Below are 15,309 nucleotides of genomic sequence, written 5' to 3'. Positions count from 1 at the left end.
GCCCGATGCGGGGGTGGTGCGATGAGCACGTCGGTACCCTGGCTCAGCCTGATGTTGTGGAGCCTGCCGCTGGGCGCGCTGCTGATCTGGCTGGTGCCCGACGCACGCCAGGCGCGTCGCATCGCGTTGCTGACCGCGCTGCTCGACCTGTCGCTCGCGGTCGTGGTCGTGCTGCAGTTCGATGCCACCGAAGGCGGTTTCCAACTGGTCGAGCATGCGAGCTGGATACCGACGCTGAACATCCACTACCTGCTGGGCGTCGACGGTATCTCGGTGCTGTTTCTGCCGCTGACCGTGGCGCTGTTCCTCGGCGTGATCGCGGCCTCGTGGAACAGCGTGCACAGCCTGCCGCGGCTGTACTACACGCTCTTGTTGTTGCTCGAGAACACGACACTCGGGATCTTCTGCTCGCTCGACCTGATGTTGTTCTTCCTGTTCTGGGACCTCAGCCTGATCCCGCTGTACTTCCTGATCAGTCTGTGGGGACCGGGCGCGCATCGTCGCTACGCCGCGGTGAAATACGCGCTGTTCATGCTTGCCGGCGGTGTTCCGCTGCTGTTCGGCATCCTGCTGCTGGCGTTCCACCAGGCCGATCTCAGCGGCGTTGGCGTGCCCGCCGGACTGGCCTGGGACTATCGCGAGCTGCTCGCGACGCCACTGCCTGCCGGCACCGAGCTCGCGGTGTTCCTTTTGCTGCTGCTGGGTTTCGCGGTGAAGATTCCGGTGTTCCCCATGCACACCTGGTTGCCGGTCGCGGGCATGGAGGGACCAGCCGCGGTCGCGGCCCTGCTGACCGGGCTCAAGCTGGGTGCCTACGGGCTGATCCGTTTTGCGATACCGCTGGCGCCGCAGGCCGCGCAGGAACTGCACTGGCTCATCGCCGGGCTCGGCGTGGTCGGTGTTCTGTACGGGGCGCTTGCCGCGCTCGCGCAGACCAATCTGCGGCGCATGCTCGCCTACGCCTCGATGAGCCACGTCGGCCTGGTGCTGCTGGGTGTCGCCTCGTTCAGCGAGCCGGGTCTGCAGGGGGCGGTGTTCCAGCTGCAGAATTTCACCGTGGTCGCGGGCGGCCTGTTCCTGCTCACCGGCCTGTTGCAGCAACGCGTCGGTTCGACCGACCTGATCGCCCTGGGCGGTGTGGGTCGCAGCATGCCGCTGTTCGCCGCTTTCTATTTCCTGTTCGCGCTCGCGTCGCTGGGTGTGCCCGGCACCGCCGGGTTCCCGGCCGAGTTCCTGATCCTGATGAGCACGCTGGAGGCCCACCGCGGCGCGGGCCTGGCCGCACTGGTCGGCATGGTGCTGGGTGCCGCCTACCTGCTCGACAGCTACCGACGCACCTTCTACGGCCCATTCGGCAACACGGCGATCGAGGAACTGGTGGATCTGCGTCGCCGCGAGCTGTGGCTGGCGGGGGCCTTCGCCGCGTTGATCCTGTTGGCCGGACTGTATCCCGCGCTGGTGCTGGACACCACGCGCGCGGCCAGCGCACTGTGGGTGAGCCGGCTGGGTACACCGTTACCCTGAGCCACCTCTGGCGAAGCGATTCGAAGCCGGCCATCGGCTGGAGGTCGGGCGGCCGCAGGGTCGGGCCGCGTGGCATTTGCGGACGCAGATGCTATCTTCGTCAAAGTCGCGTCGGGAGACCGCTGACGGGGCCTGCTCTGTGACAGGCCCCCTGACGGTCGTGCTGTACCCACACGCACGGTGCAGCTTCAGCGAGGTCGACATGTCGAACGTCCAGAGCCTTTTGCGCGATCCGCGCTTCCTCGAATCGGGTATCGCCCGGCTCCGTTGTTACGACGGCGGGGAACCGATCATCGAGGAAGGTTCCGACGAACGCGCCGTGTACCTGATCCGGTCCGGTTGTGTGCGCGTGTTCGAGCGCATCGAACTGGAGGATCAGCGGCAGATCAAGCCGGGGATCTGCGACCTCGGCGAGGGCGAGGTGTTCGGCGAACTCAGCCTGCTCGAGTCCGGACCGCGCCTGGCGACCGTGGTCACCATCGAACCGACCGAGGTGTTGGTGTTCGATGCCGAACTGCTGGTCGAGTATCTCGACGAGACCCCCGAGTTCGGCTACCTGCTGCTCAAGGAGCTGTTCGGCGTGGTCACCTGCCGTCTGCGCCAGACCGACCGCCGCCTCGGCTCGCTGTTCGCCTGGGGGCTCAAGGCGCACGGGATCGATCAGCACCTCTGAAGCGCTGGCGTGCGCCGAACGCTCACCCTTATCGGATTTGTACGGTGATGGCCAGCGACTGATCCCACAGGCCGCCGTTCAGTCCCTCCTGCTGCTCCGCGATCATCTCGGCCTGTTCGGCACCGATGCCAATCGCGGCGACGGTCGTCATCAGCCCTTCGGTACCGAACTCGGCGGTCTGTTCCGCGAGCATCCATGCCTGTTCCTGACCGAGTCCGAACGATTCCAGTGTCGCGGCCATGTTGGCGATCACGAACTGGTCGTCGTCCAGCGATGCGATTTCGATGACCGGCAACCTGTCGTCTGCGGTCGCCGGGTGCAGTGCGGCTGCCAGGCACAGGGTGCTTGCGGTTGCCAGTGCGAAGAGGTGTCGTTGCTTGTTGGTCATGTCGTCTCTCCCCGAAAGTAAGTTTGGAAACACGAGCCGGATCTGCATCGAACATGGAAAGTACCGGCCCGCGTGTAAGGCAGTATTGCCTCGGGTGTTGAGGTTTCCAGGAGTGCTTGCGCGCGACTGTGGCAATTGCCACTTGGCGAGGAAAAAACGGTTGCGATCGGGTATGTCCAGGGATCGCCGGGGCACGCGGCGAGGTACCGGGCAACCACCGACAGGCGGTTCGCGAGTAATCGGCTTCGTCGGATCTAAACGATTCAAATGCTTAAGAAAAACCGCTCCGGGTCGTTATCCGGCGGACGCCTGTGCAGTGGGCAAGCCGGTAGGAAGTGACGGCAGATGAATGTGGATCCGGACGTGGGTGCATTGCAGGCCCAGATCGATGAGTTGCGCGCTCAGCTGATGCAATCCGAGAAGCTTGCAGCCTTGGGTGCGCTCACCGCGGGCGTCGCCCACGAGTTCAACAATCCGATCGGCTTCGTGAAGAACAACGTCCTGGTGCTCTCCGAGTACTTCGACGTTTTGATGCCCTTGTTGCGGACCCTGGCCGATGGCGACAGCCCCGACGCTGCCGAGCGGTTGGCCCGCGAACGTGAGGCGGTGGCGATGCGCGGCGAGGACCTCGCCGCACTGCTCGACGATGTTGCACCGTTGCTTGACGACACCCGCGACGGGCTGGTGCGCCTGGAGGAGATCGTCGGCGGTCTGAATCGTTTCGCGCGTACCGATCCCCCCGAGGGCAAGGTGTTCGACGTCAATCAATGTGTCGAAGACACGCTGAAGATCGTGCACAACGAACTCAAGTACCGGGCCAAGGTCGTGGTCGACCTCGAACCGCTGCCGACATTGAGCGGTAAACCGGGTGAGATCAACCAGGTGATACTGAATCTGCTGATCAACGCCGCGCAGGCGATGACGGGCTTCGGCGAGATCCACATCAGTACCCGCGCGGTCGGCGATTCCGTGGAGTTGCGCGTGCGCGACAACGGCCCGGGCATTCAGCCCGAGGTTCGGTCGCAGTTGTTCAAGCCGTTCTTCACGACCAAGCCTGCGGGTGCCGGGACCGGCCTGGGGTTGTCGATCAGCCGCGCGATCGTCGAGTCGCATGGCGGCACCATCGAGGCCGAAAACCGACCGGATGGCGGGGCCGAGTTTCGTGTCACGCTGCCAACGGCTGCGGTCGGCGCAGAGATTGCCGGCTGCTGCGGTGCCCGCGCATGAACATCCTGTTCGTCGACGATGAGCCCGCGATGTTGCGCACCATTCGACGCACGCTCAGGGCGGTGCCGGCACATTTCCAGATCGACATGGAATCCGACCCGGGGGCGGCAATCCGGCGCTTGCGGTCGAAGACCTACGACCTGGTCGTCACCGACCTGCGCATGCCGGGCCTCGGCGGTGCAGAGATCCTGAGTGCGACCGCGACGGAACATCCCGGTGCGATACGCGCGGTGCTGACCGGTTTTGCCGCGGAACGTGAAGCGGCACCGGCGATTCGACGGGCCCACCTGGCGCTCGCCAAGCCGTTCGAACCGGATGCGATCGTCGGTCTTGTCGAGCGCGCGGCATCGCTACGCGCCATGCCGTTGTCGGACGACCTGCGTCGGCACCTCGGTGCACTCAAGACGCTGCCGCCGACGCCGCACCTGTTCGCATCCCTGACCAGCGCCCTGTCGGATGACGACCGCAGGGCCTCGGTCGAAGACATCGCCGCATTGCTGGAGCAGGACGTCGCGATGACCACCAAGCTCGTGCAGCTCGCCAACAGCAGCTTTTTTGGCGGCCACAACGACGTCTCCTGCCTGAAGGACGCGGTCCAGCGCCTCGGCACCGAGACCCTCTCGGGCATCGTGCTGCACTACGAACTGTTTACCCGCAATCAGTACCCGGCTGGGCTCGAGGCCTGGCGGGCGCGGCTGAACACGCGTGCACTGTTGACATCTCAGCGCGCGATCGAGATCGCGCGCCGGCACGGGGCGAGCGCCGGTGTGCGCAACGCGGCGGGGCTGGCCGGGCTGCTGCACGACATCGGCCGCCTGGTGTTGGCGCTCGAGACCGACGAACCCTGCTGGGTGAGCTATACCGACAGCCGCAAGTACGGCGTCGAGCTGTGTCGCGAGGAGGACGAACGGTTTGGAGCGCACCACGGCTGGGTCGGTGCCTATCTGCTGAAGCTGTGGGGCTTCTCTCTCGATATCGTGGATGCCGTGGCCTGGCATCACCACCCCGGCGGTGCCGGCCAAACGCTAGCGACCGTGACCACCTATGTGCATGTCGCCGACGCGCTGACCGGTCCGGCAGACCGGGAGCCCGAGGTGGATCGCGAATACCTGCAGGCGATTGGTTGCCTCGACGACCTGTCCGGCTGGTTGCAACCCGAGGTGAGCATCCAATGACAGCGCAATCGAACAGCCGCCCGTCGGCGCAGATCGACGCTCCCGCAGATCCGCTCGAGGAGGGTCGCAACGAGGCATTGTGCGATGCGCGGATTCTGATCCTCGACGACGATCCGGCCAACGTGCGGTCGCTGCTGCGGCTGTTGCGGCGTGCGGGTTACCACAACCTGCACGGATTCACCGATCCATTCGAGGCGATCGCTGCCTACCAGCAAGGCGCCGCAGACCTGGTGCTGCTGGACATGCGCATCCCGCAGATGGACGGCATGCAGGTGCTCGACCGGCTCAAGCAATTGACGCCGCCGGAAGACTACCTGGCACTGCTCGTCGTCACGGCGCACGCGGACCGCGAAACCCGACTGCGTGCGCTGCAGGCGGGGGCACGCGATTTCGTCACCAAGCCATTCGATCACGAGGAGCTGTTGCACCGCATCCGCAACCTGCTCGAAGCGCACCGCATGCACAGTCGACTGGCTGCGCAGCTCAGTACCGAGCGCGAGACCGAGGCACGTCTGCGTGACAGCGAGGAGCGCTTCAAACTGGCGACCAAAGCCGCCGACGAAGGGGTCTGGGACTGGAACATCCGTACCGGCAGTGTGTTCATGTCGTCCCGCTGGAAGGCGCTGATCGGTTATCGCGACGATGAGCTGCCGAGCACGCTGGAGGCCTGGACGTCGCGCGTTCATCCGGAGGACCTGTCGCAGGCGATGGCCGATCTCGAGGCCTATATGGACGGCAAGCTGTCGACCTACGACAAGACGATTCGGGTGCGTCACCGCGATGGCGCCTACCGCTGGATCAAGAACCGCTGGATGGCGGTGCGCGACGAAAGCGGCATGGCGGCGCGCATCGTCGGCACTGCCGACGACATCAGCGAGGACGTCGAGTTGCGCGAGCAGTTGGTGCAGGCACGCCAACGCGCCGAGGGCGCGAACCGGGCGAAGAGCGAGTTCCTCGCCAACATGAGCCACGAGATCCGTACGCCGCTGACCGCGATCATCGGTTTCGCCGAGGCCGGTCTCGATGCCGGACAGGAAGGCCTCGATCGCAGCGAGGCGTTGCAGGCGATCATCGACAATGGTCGCCACCTGCGGGCATTGATCGACGACATCCTGGACCTGTCGAAGATCGAGGCCGATCGCCTCGATATCGAAACCGTACCGGTCGACCTGGTCGGCCTGCTGCTCGGCTGCGGTTCCGGCATCCGTGCACAGGCGGACGCCAAGGGACTGGAGTTCGAGACCCACCTGATGCCGCCGTTGCCGCGTAGCATCCAGACGGATCCGACACGCTTGAAGCAGATCCTCTACAACCTGTGCAACAACGCGGTGAAGTTCACCGAACAAGGCAGCGTGCGCCTGATCGTCAGCTGCAACACCCAGGCACAGCAGATGATGTTCACGGTGTTCGACCAGGGAATCGGGTTGAGCGAAGAGCAGCAGCAGCGGGTGTTCGAGCCCTTCGTGCAGGCCGACAACTCCACCACCCGGCGGTTCGGTGGCACCGGTCTGGGTCTGAGCATCTCGCGCCGTCTGGCGAACCGCCTGGGAGGCGACATCGAGATCGCCAGTGAGCCCGGGCTGGGGAGTCTGTTCGTGGTGACCGTCGACACCGGTCCGCTGGACGGTGCGGAACTGGCCCAGGACCTGATCATCCGTCCTTCGTCGGCGCTGCCTTCGGTGACCAGCGCACAGGCGCCGTCCGTCCGGGGTCAGATCCTGTTGGCCGAAGACAATCCCTACAACCAGCGCCTCATCGGACTCTATACGCGTCGAACCGGAGCCGAGGTGACGATCGTCGAAAACGGCGAACTGGCGGTCGAGGCGGCGTTGAGCGGTAGCTACGACCTCATTCTGATGGACCTGCAGATGCCGGTCATGGGCGGGATCGAGGCGGTCGAACTGTTGCGTCAGACCCTGTACGACGGGCCGATCGTCGCGCTGACCGCGCACTCGATGATCGGTGACCGTGAGAAGGTGTTGCGCGCCGGCTGTAGCGGTTTCCTGACCAAGCCCGTGGATTGGCAGGCCCTGTACGAGGTGATCGCGCGCCACCTTCCCGCCGCGGACGAGGCGGGTGGTGCGGCCGATCGCGACGCAGCGGACGACCGGGAGTTGCTGGCCCTGAGCGCACGTTTCGTCGCCAGCCTGCCGGCCACGCTTGCCGACATGCTCGCGGCGTTTCGCGAACGGGATTGGCCGCAGGTGCGCTCGCTCGGGCACCAGGTCAAAGGGGCCGGCGGCGGATTCGGATATCCCCGGATCAGCGAGATCGGTGCGGATATCGAAACCGCCGCGGCTGAGCCGGTGGATTCCGCCGAGCTCGCTGCGCAGCTCGAACGGTTCCGTCTCACGTGTACCGAGGTGGTCGAAACCCTGGCCGATGGAGAGAGTGATGCGCCGCCTGACGTCTGAAATGGTGAAGTTCGGCGAACCGTTGGCCGTCGACGTGTTCAACAAGGAAGGGGTCCTGCTGGTCAAGGCGGGCGTTACCGTCGGTGACGAGGAAAAGTATCGTGAACTTCGCGACTTCGGTTTCGTCGAGGGCGATGAACCGGTCCCGGAAGCGAAGGTCACCAGGGACCCGCGTACGCTGCTGCCGGAGATCGGCGTGCTGATCGCCGATGACATGCCGTTGATGTTGGACATGCTGGAGAAGAATCTGCGTGACATGGGGGTGCACCGCATCCTGCGCGCCGAGGACGGCGAACTCGCGCTGGCGCGCACCGGACGGTATGTCCCCGACATGGTGTTTCTCGACATCGACATGCCACGCCGTGACGGCATCTCGGCACTGAAGGAACTGCACGAAGAGTTCCCCGATCTGTTTGTCTGCATGCTCAGTGCTCACAGCTCGGTCCAGAACGTGCGCTCCGCGTTGTCAGCGGGTGCTGCGGCGTTCCTGGTCAAGCCGCCGCAGCGTGAGAAGCTTGAGCGAATCGTGCTGCAGTACGTACAGAAGAAACTGGAGGACGCCGGTGAGCCCGTCGCGTGAGAACCGGGTTCACGGGGTACTGCGCACCTGCTCGCGCAGCCTGCGGCCAACTACCGGCATTCCCCAAGGACTGCATCAACGCTGCCTATAATTTTTCAGGCCTGCACGACGCGGATACAGCAATAGGATGCCTGCCGAGCTCTACAACGACGGACAGCACGTATGCGTGGCGTTCCGCGATCTGGTCGATGGCGAGGCGGTTCAGGCCAACCAGTTCCTCGTCTTCGACAACAACCATGCGGCGCTGATCGATCCCGGCGGCGACTTCACCTATACCGGGCTGTTCCTCGCGATCAGCAACTACATGAACGTGAAGAACCTGGACTATGTGATCGCCTCGCACCAGGACCCGGACATCGTCGCCTCGCTGAACAAATGGCTGGTGGGCACCAACTGCAAAGTCGTGGTGCCGGCCTTGTGGGAGCGTTTCATCCCGCATTTCACGCGCCAGGGCAAGACCGCCGGACGCATCGTGCCGGTGCCGGACAAGGGCATGAACCTGCAACTGGGCAGTATTACGCTCAAGGCGCTACCCGCTCATTTCCTGCATGCCGAAGGCAATTTCCAGTTCTACGATCCGAAGAGCCGGATACTGTTCTCGGGCGACCTCGGCGCAAACCTGTGCGATGTCGCCGACCTCGATGTCCCGGCGAAGCGCCTGGGTGATGTCTTGCCGCACATGGAGGCCTTCCACCGTCGCTACATGAACAGCAACCGTGTGTGTCGGTACTGGGCGCAGATGGCGGCCGGGATGGATATCGAGATGCTGGTGCCACAGCATGGCCGGGCGTTGACCGGCAAGGCCATCGCCGAGTTCATCCGTTGGATCAGCGAGCTGCAATGCGGCATCGATCTGATGCAGCAGAGTGACTACCGGGTGCCGTGACCGGTGCGGCTCCGGCGCGGGCCCACACCGCCTAAGGTGTCGCGGAGCATCGACACGACGGCCGCGCACCGCAACGCTGAAACCGGTCCACCCGATGGGCCAGCCGGGTTAGGCAAGGAACGATGAATGGAACCCTTTATCGAAGCAGCGCTGCAGCGTGAACTGCTCGCAATCAAACTGCCGACTCTGCCGGCGGTCGCGATACAGCTGATTGGTCTGGGTCAGTCCGAACACGCCAACGCTCAGCAATTGGCGACGGTCGTGGGGCAGGACCCCGCGCTGGCGACGAACCTGTTGCGTCTGTCCAACTCGGCGGCCTATCGGCGGGCAAGGCAGGCCGACACGGTGTTCCTTGCGGTCAGCTACCTGGGCTTCGAGCCGGCACGCATGTTCGCATTGTCCGCGGCGTTGGTCCCGGCCCTGGCCGCGGGCGGGGGGCCGGGATTCTGCTACACGGCCTATTGGCGGCGTGCGCTGTTGTCGGCCGCCTGTGCGCGTGTCGTCGGCCGACACCTGCTGGCGGCGGACGCCGAGGCCGTCGCGCTGGCCGCACTGCTGCAGGACATAGGGATGCTCGCGCTGGCACAGCTGCAGGGACCCTTCTACGCGACGCTGGAGTGCGATGGGTACGTGCACGGCAACGCGCTGTCGTATGAGCGGGAGCGGTTGTCGACCGATCACGCGGCGGTCGGCGGCTGGCTGCTGGACCGCTGGGGACTGCCTGAACGATTGGCGCTCGCCGTGCGCGCGAGCAATGCGCCGGATCTATGCATGGTGGACAGCGCCGGAGTGGATTTCAACCGCCTGGTCATGGCGGCGGGACTGCTCGCCGATATCTGGACCTGGAGCGGGCCGCCGTCCGACCTTGCCGCGCACCAGGCCGATGTCTGTCGCCTGCTGGGTTGCGACTGGCCGGCGCTGGTCGAGATGCTCGACGAGGCGTCGGACGAGATACCGATGGTCGAGGCGATGTGCGGCATGCAGGTGGTGGATGCCGCGCACCTGCAACTGGCGCTGCAGGTGCTGAGCGAGCGGCTGCCGTCGACCGCGGATGGCGCTGTCTGACCGGGCGGCCGGTCTCACCAGGTGCCGAGCGGGTTCTCGGTCGACAGGGACATCATCAGCGCATAATCGCCGTCGACCGCGCTACCCGAATTCGCCGGGTCGCCGTCGCGCAGCTTGCCGCTCAACGCCAGCGCCAGCCCACGCCGGTTGGTGCCGGGTTTGAGCAGTGTCCAGACGAGGTTGGCGCCGACGCCGGCCGAGTCGTCGACCTCGGTCCCGTCGGACCGGACCTGGCGTTGATAGGCCAGGTCGAACTTGGCATGCAGATCGTGGTGCAGGGCGATCGTCGCGCTGCTGAGCGCGGCACGCCACTTGCCGGCGCGCGTGCCGGTCTGCAGGTCCTCCCGGTTCTGCCATGAGAGCGTCGGTTTCACCGCCAGCGGCGATGCCCCGCGGGTGAAGTCGCCATACAGGTCGAAACCCATCACCCGGCTGCCACGATTGACCGCGGCGTCGACCGCAAGCGGCGAACGACCGCCCTTGGCCCGCCAGCCCCACAACCAGCCGTCGTGTGAGAACTCGCCCTGCAGCGCGAGGTTGGCAGAGGGTCGCGATTCCGTGCCGCCGGTTGCCGTGCCGGCCGCGGCGAGTTCGCGGTGCCGCCCCAGTTCCGCGGCGAGGCGGACCGTCGGCCTGCCGAGCAGGGCGAACGGCGGTTGAGTATCCGGAGACCAGCCGGTCGACAGCTGCAGCCGGTCACTGAACACGATGGCACGCGACGGATCATCGGCGAGGTTGTTGCGGCGCCGTTCCAGCGCGAGGTCGAACTGCCATTGTGTGGTCTTCAGCCGGCCGTAGCTGCGCAGGCTGCTGCGGTCTCCGGCCAGTGACGGATTGGCGAGGCTCGCGAACCAGGCGCCGACCGCGCTGTACTCGCTGCCCAGGCGCCAGTTCATCGACGAGGTCGGGACGGCGTTGTACTCGAGCTTGACCCGATACGCCTGATCGGCACGCGGTTCCAGCCGGCCGGCATCCGTCCACTCGAACTGCGAACCTGCGTACTCGGCATGCAGGGTCAGACGGCGTGACAGCAACGCGGCGTCGGTGGCGACCGACCAGGCGGTGCCGTGCCGAGGGGTGCTACCCGGGACATCCGCGCGGCCGCTGAGCCAGCCGGCAACGATGTCCAACTGGTCGCTGTCGTCCAGTGACAGGTGATTCTCGACGACCACGCCGTTGAGTGCATAGTCGACCGCATCGCTGCCGACCAGGCGCTGGTAGCCGGTGCCCGCCTTCGTCTGCGCACCGAATCCACGCACGTTGAGATGGTCGCCGAGGTCCCAGGCGGCGACTGCAGCCGGCCGGGGGCCGCGTTTGTGGATCAGGCTGTCGTACGTCAGTTCGCGCGGTGGGTCCGCGGCGTTGAGCGGTGTCAGATCGGCAAAGTCGGCGGGCGGGTCGCCGAGACGCTCGTCGGAGGTCGACGGCAGGTCGTCAGAGGCCGCCGGTACGGCGACCACCGAGGCCGGTAGCTGCAGGTGCAGTGGTGCGGCCGTCGCCGTGGCCGCGTCCGCGGGTGGCGCCGCGGTGGCCGAGGGACGCTGCAGCGATGCGCGGACGTTGCCGCTGGCCAGGAGCGCCGTCAGCACTGCAAAAAACAAACCCGTTCGTCCGGTCACGCGCACCCCGTCATCGTTTTGTGAAACAGATCACGAATACGCCGCCCGGGAAATCGGGAATACCACTAGTTTGCATTAGGAAAATCATGTAACCGCATGGATTGGCGTGAAAATCAATGGGGCCCAATCCTGGTTAGCGGCCGCGCCCCGGGGGTTCTGTAGCGGTCGTTGTGTGGAGCGGCTGGCGGAGCGCGGCGGCCGGATGCAGGCGGGCGCGGTCGGAAATCCCGCGGTGCGGGTACTCAGGCGATCAGGTCGAGGAGCTGTCCGGCGTCTGCGGAAGCGGCGTCGCGGTAGGCGGACAGTGCGTTGCGCACCCGTGTCCCCTCCGCCTGGTCGGGTGCGTTGCGGTCATGCCCGTCGCTGGATTCGGGGGCGCCACCCTGTAGCTCGGCCCGCGCTTCGGCGATGCCGCGCGCCGCGGCAGCGGCCACGGAGCGGTCCTGTCCCGACGGATCGGCCGGCGCCGAGGCCGCGCGCTGTACCGCCTCGAGCTTGCGGATCGTGGCCGCCGGGTCACCGGGAACCGGCGCGGTGTCTATCTGCACCTCGCCGCCGACCGCGTAGAAGCGGCCGTCGGGGCCGCGTTCATACTGGTACTGGGCGCCCCCCCTGACGTGCGACCCGCCGGCGGCGATATGCGCCTGTTCATGCTGGCGGACCTCGCGGTCGCGCTGTTTGAGCTCCTGGACCGCGCGGTACTCGCTGCTCGTCGGGTCGCGCACGGGATCCGTGGGATCGACCGGTTGGGTCGGCTGGTCGGCGCGCACGCGTGCGACACCGCCCCCGGCGAGCGCCGAGCCGGCCAGGGCGGACAGGTTTCCGGTGCTTGACGTAACCCGGTTCAACGACCTAAAGCATCCTGATATCAGGCAGTTGGCTGCCTTGCTCCCTAGTTTAGCGCGCCCGTCCGCCGTCCCTGGGAAGCTGCTGACTGAATTGCCGGAAACGATCTCCGGCACGCCTGTCGCCCCCCGCCAGCTAGGGTTATTACTGATTGCCGGGAACGCGGGCTCGACTAGTTATTAAGCCATGCCGTCGGCTGGCGGCGGTTGGCCCGAGTGCGGAGGACGACGATGCACAAATACTGTACCGATGTGATGATTCATATCGACGAGGATCTCGCAGACCACGAGATCCACTCGCTGGAGCGCGACATCAGCTCCCTGCCGGGCGTCTACAGCGCCTGCGTGAACGACCGGACCCGCCACCTGATGCTGGTCGACTACGACCCGGAGGGCGTGCACGCCTTGGACCTGCTGAGCACCGTGCTCAGCCGCGGCGTCAGCGCCGAACTGGTCGGCCTGTGACCGATCCGACCGGCCGCCGGGTGCGGCGGCCGGGTGCAATCCCCTGATTTCAGCTGTAAAATCCCGGCCCCCTTGGTTGTATTGAGCGGCATCGTGGCCAAGCTTTTCATTCGTACCTTCGGCTGCCAGATGAACGAGTACGACTCGCAGAAGATGTTTGACGTTCTGCAGGCGTCGCATGGGCTGGAGATCACCGACGATCCTGAACAGGCCGACGTGCTGTTGCTCAACACCTGTTCGATCCGCGAAAAGGCCCAGGAAAAGGTGTTCTCGCAGCTGGGTGTCTGGAAGGAACTCAAGCGCGCACGCCCGGACCTGGTGATCGGCGTCGGCGGTTGCGTTGCCAGCCAGGAGGGTGAGGCGATCCGCGAGCGCGCGCCCTATGTCGACCTCGTATTCGGTCCGCAGACATTGCACCGGCTCCCGCAGATGCTCGACCGTGTGCGCGACCAGCACCTGCCGTCGGTCGATGTCAGCTTCCCCGAGATCGAGAAATTCGATCGGCTGCCGGAACCGCGCGCCGAGGGCCCGACCGCCTTCGTGTCGGTCATGGAGGGCTGCTCCAAGTACTGCACCTTCTGCGTCGTGCCCTATACGCGCGGCGAGGAGATCAGCCGGCCGTTCGACGACGTGCTCGCCGAGGTCGCGCAACTCGCTGCGCAGGGGGTGCGCGAGGTGAATCTGCTCGGGCAGAACGTGAATGCCTATCGTGGGCCTATGCACGATGGCGAGATCGCCGACCTGGCATTGCTGATCCGTTTCGTCGCTGCGATCGACGGGATCGAGCGTATCCGCTACACGACCTCGCACCCGGTCGAGTTTTCCGACTCCCTGATCGAGGCGTATGCCGAGGTGCCGCAGTTGGTGAGCCACCTGCACCTGCCGGTACAGTCCGGCTCGGATCGCATCCTGATGGCGATGAAACGTGGACACACTGCCTTCGATTACAAGCAGAAGATCCGTAAGCTCCGTGCCGTCCGGCCCGATATCAGCCTGTCGTCGGATTTCATCGTCGGCTTCCCGGGTGAGACCGAACAGGATTTCGAACACACGCTCGGCCTGATTCGCGAGATTGGTTTCGATCATTCGTTCAGCTTCATCTACAGCCGCCGCCCCGGCACGCCGGCCGCCGATCTGCCCGATGACCTGCCGCACGCGCTCAAACAACAGCGCCTGGCGCGACTGCAGCATCTGATCAACGACAGTGCGCAGCGCATCAGCCGGCAGATGGTTGGCAGCGTGCAGCGCGTTCTGGTCGATCGCCCGTCGCGCAAGGACCCGGACGAGCTGGCCGGTCGCACCGAGAACAACCGGGTGGTCAATTTCCTCGGGCCGGCCGAGTTGATCGGCGGGTTCGTCGATCTGCGCATCACCGCGGCCAATCCGAATTCCCTGCGCGGGGAGTTGGTCGATGCAGTGAGGAGCGAGGCAGCCCACGCCTGATGGATACCGCGAAACGCGACTTGGTGAGAGATGTCTGAACACCCTGAATCGCTGGAGCTGGTCCTCGCGCCGGAGGACAACGAGCGCCTGCGCAACGTCTGCGGTCAGCTCGACGAGCACCTGCGCCAGGTCGAGCGGCGCCTCGGCATCGAGATCAACAACCGCGGCAGCAGTTTCCAGTTGCTCGGCCAACCCACCGCGATCGCGGCTGGGCGCGAGGTCCTGCAGGGCCTGTACCGTGCCAGTGCCGAAGAGGCGTTGAGTCCGGCGCGCGTGCACCTGTTCCTGCAAGAGGCCGGGGTCGACGCGCTGGCCGACGATACCGCCGAGGTGCCGGAGACGACGATCAAGACGCGTCGTGGCCTGGTGCGTCCGCGGGGGCCTAACCAGGCGCAATACGTACACCGGGTGTTGACGCACGATATCAATTTCGGCGTCGGACCTGCCGGCACCGGCAAGACCTACCTCGCGGTGGCGTGCGCGGTCGACGCGTTGGAGCGCGATCAGATCCGCCGTATCCTGCTGGTGCGCCCGGCGGTCGAGGCAGGCGAGCGTCTCGGCTTCCTGCCCGGCGATCTCGCCCAGAAGATCGACCCTTATCTGCGTCCGCTGTACGACGCCTTGTACGAGATGCTCGGTTTCGAGCGGGTACACAAGCTGATCGAGCGCAACGTCATCGAAGTGGCGCCGTTGGCCTACATGCGCGGCCGTACGCTGAACGAGGCCTTCATCATCCTCGACGAGGCACAGAACACGACCACCGAACAGATGAAGATGTTCCTGACCCGGCTCGGGTTCGGCTCGACGGCGGTGATCACCGGTGACATCACCCAGGTCGATCTGCCGCGCGGCCAAAAGTCCGGTCTGCGCGAGGCGACCGAGGTGCTGCGCGCGGTCGATGGGATCAGCTTCACGTTCTTCAATGCGCGTGACGTGGTGCGCCACGCACTGGTACAGAAGGTCGTGCAGGCGTACGAGCGGTTCGACCGTGAGCAGGGTTGACGG

General features: G+C 65.6%; 14 protein-coding genes. 11 read left to right on the top strand and 3 right to left on the bottom strand.

Annotated features, from left to right (window positions below; all coding sequences use genetic code 11):
- Positions 1-21: 21 nt before the first annotated feature.
- Complete coding sequence (locus H6955_07250; protein MCP5313335.1) at positions 22-1,524, top strand: NADH-quinone oxidoreductase subunit M; 1,503 nt, start codon at positions 22-24, stop codon at positions 1,522-1,524.
- Between the two features lie 139 nt (positions 1,525-1,663).
- Positions 1,664-2,197, top strand: a complete 534-nt coding sequence (locus H6955_07245; protein ID MCP5313334.1) for a cyclic nucleotide-binding domain-containing protein — start codon at positions 1,664-1,666, stop codon at positions 2,195-2,197.
- Between the two features lie 28 nt (positions 2,198-2,225).
- Here the strand turns inward: H6955_07245 and H6955_07240 are convergent, their stop codons facing one another.
- Positions 2,226-2,585, bottom strand: coding sequence for a hypothetical protein (locus H6955_07240; protein ID MCP5313333.1), 360 nt, complete (start codon positions 2,583-2,585; stop codon positions 2,226-2,228).
- A gap of 345 nt (positions 2,586-2,930) precedes the next feature.
- On the opposite strand from H6955_07240, the gene H6955_07235 reads away from it, so the two are divergent.
- The 6 genes from H6955_07235 to H6955_07210 all read left to right on the top strand — a co-directional run bounded on the left by H6955_07235 (position 2,931) and on the right by H6955_07210 (position 9,932).
- Entirely contained in the window at positions 2,931-3,812 is an 882-nt protein-coding gene (locus H6955_07235) for an ATPase (GenBank protein MCP5313332.1), read from the top strand.
- Positions 3,809-4,987: an HDOD domain-containing protein gene (locus H6955_07230; protein ID MCP5313331.1), complete on the top strand. Its 1,179-nt coding sequence runs from the start codon at positions 3,809-3,811 to the stop codon at positions 4,985-4,987. The genes H6955_07235 and H6955_07230 overlap by 4 nt, the downstream gene beginning before the upstream one ends.
- On the top strand, positions 4,984-7,401 hold the full coding sequence (locus H6955_07225) for a response regulator (GenBank protein MCP5313330.1): 2,418 nt from the start codon (positions 4,984-4,986) through the stop codon (positions 7,399-7,401). The genes H6955_07230 and H6955_07225 overlap by 4 nt, the downstream gene beginning before the upstream one ends.
- A complete protein-coding gene (locus H6955_07220) occupies positions 7,382-7,981 on the top strand; it encodes a response regulator (protein MCP5313329.1) in 600 nt (199 codons plus the stop codon). Before H6955_07225 ends, H6955_07220 begins: the two co-directional genes overlap by 20 nt.
- Positions 7,982-8,108: 127 nt before the next feature.
- A complete protein-coding gene (locus tag H6955_07215; GenBank protein ID MCP5313328.1) occupies positions 8,109-8,867 on the top strand; it encodes an FprA family A-type flavoprotein in 759 nt (252 codons plus the stop codon).
- A gap of 126 nt (positions 8,868-8,993) precedes the next feature.
- A complete protein-coding gene (locus H6955_07210) occupies positions 8,994-9,932 on the top strand; it encodes an HDOD domain-containing protein (protein MCP5313327.1) in 939 nt (312 codons plus the stop codon).
- A 14-nt stretch (positions 9,933-9,946) separates the two neighbouring features.
- Here the strand turns inward: H6955_07210 and H6955_07205 are convergent, their stop codons facing one another.
- On the bottom strand, positions 9,947-11,521 hold the full coding sequence (locus tag H6955_07205; GenBank protein ID MCP5313326.1) for a hypothetical protein: 1,575 nt from the start codon (positions 11,519-11,521) through the stop codon (positions 9,947-9,949).
- Between the two features lie 272 nt (positions 11,522-11,793).
- The gene (locus H6955_07200) at positions 11,794-12,423 is read right to left on the bottom strand and encodes a hypothetical protein (protein MCP5313325.1); all 630 of its coding nucleotides are present in this window, start codon (positions 12,421-12,423) and stop codon (positions 11,794-11,796) included.
- 204 nt (positions 12,424-12,627) lie between these two features.
- Here H6955_07200 and H6955_07195 point away from each other — a divergent pair, with 204 nt between their 5' ends.
- The 3 genes from H6955_07195 to H6955_07185 all read left to right on the top strand — a co-directional run bounded on the left by H6955_07195 (position 12,628) and on the right by H6955_07185 (position 15,306).
- On the top strand, positions 12,628-12,861 hold the full coding sequence (locus H6955_07195; protein MCP5313324.1) for a heavy-metal-associated domain-containing protein: 234 nt from the start codon (positions 12,628-12,630) through the stop codon (positions 12,859-12,861).
- A gap of 90 nt (positions 12,862-12,951) precedes the next feature.
- Positions 12,952-14,304 (top strand): tRNA (N6-isopentenyl adenosine(37)-C2)-methylthiotransferase MiaB, encoded by a 1,353-nt coding sequence (gene miaB / locus H6955_07190; protein ID MCP5313323.1) that lies wholly within the window; start codon positions 12,952-12,954, stop codon positions 14,302-14,304.
- A 30-nt stretch (positions 14,305-14,334) separates the two neighbouring features.
- The gene (locus H6955_07185) at positions 14,335-15,306 is read left to right on the top strand and encodes a PhoH family protein (GenBank protein MCP5313322.1); all 972 of its coding nucleotides are present in this window, start codon (positions 14,335-14,337) and stop codon (positions 15,304-15,306) included.
- Positions 15,307-15,309 lie beyond the last annotated feature (3 nt).

The organism is Chromatiaceae bacterium, assembly GCA_024235395.1.
Taxonomy (GTDB): Bacteria; Pseudomonadota; Gammaproteobacteria; order Chromatiales; family Chromatiaceae; genus Thiosocius.
The sequence above is the reverse complement of the archived record's forward strand: the minus strand, read 5'-3'. Positions and strand labels throughout refer to the sequence as shown.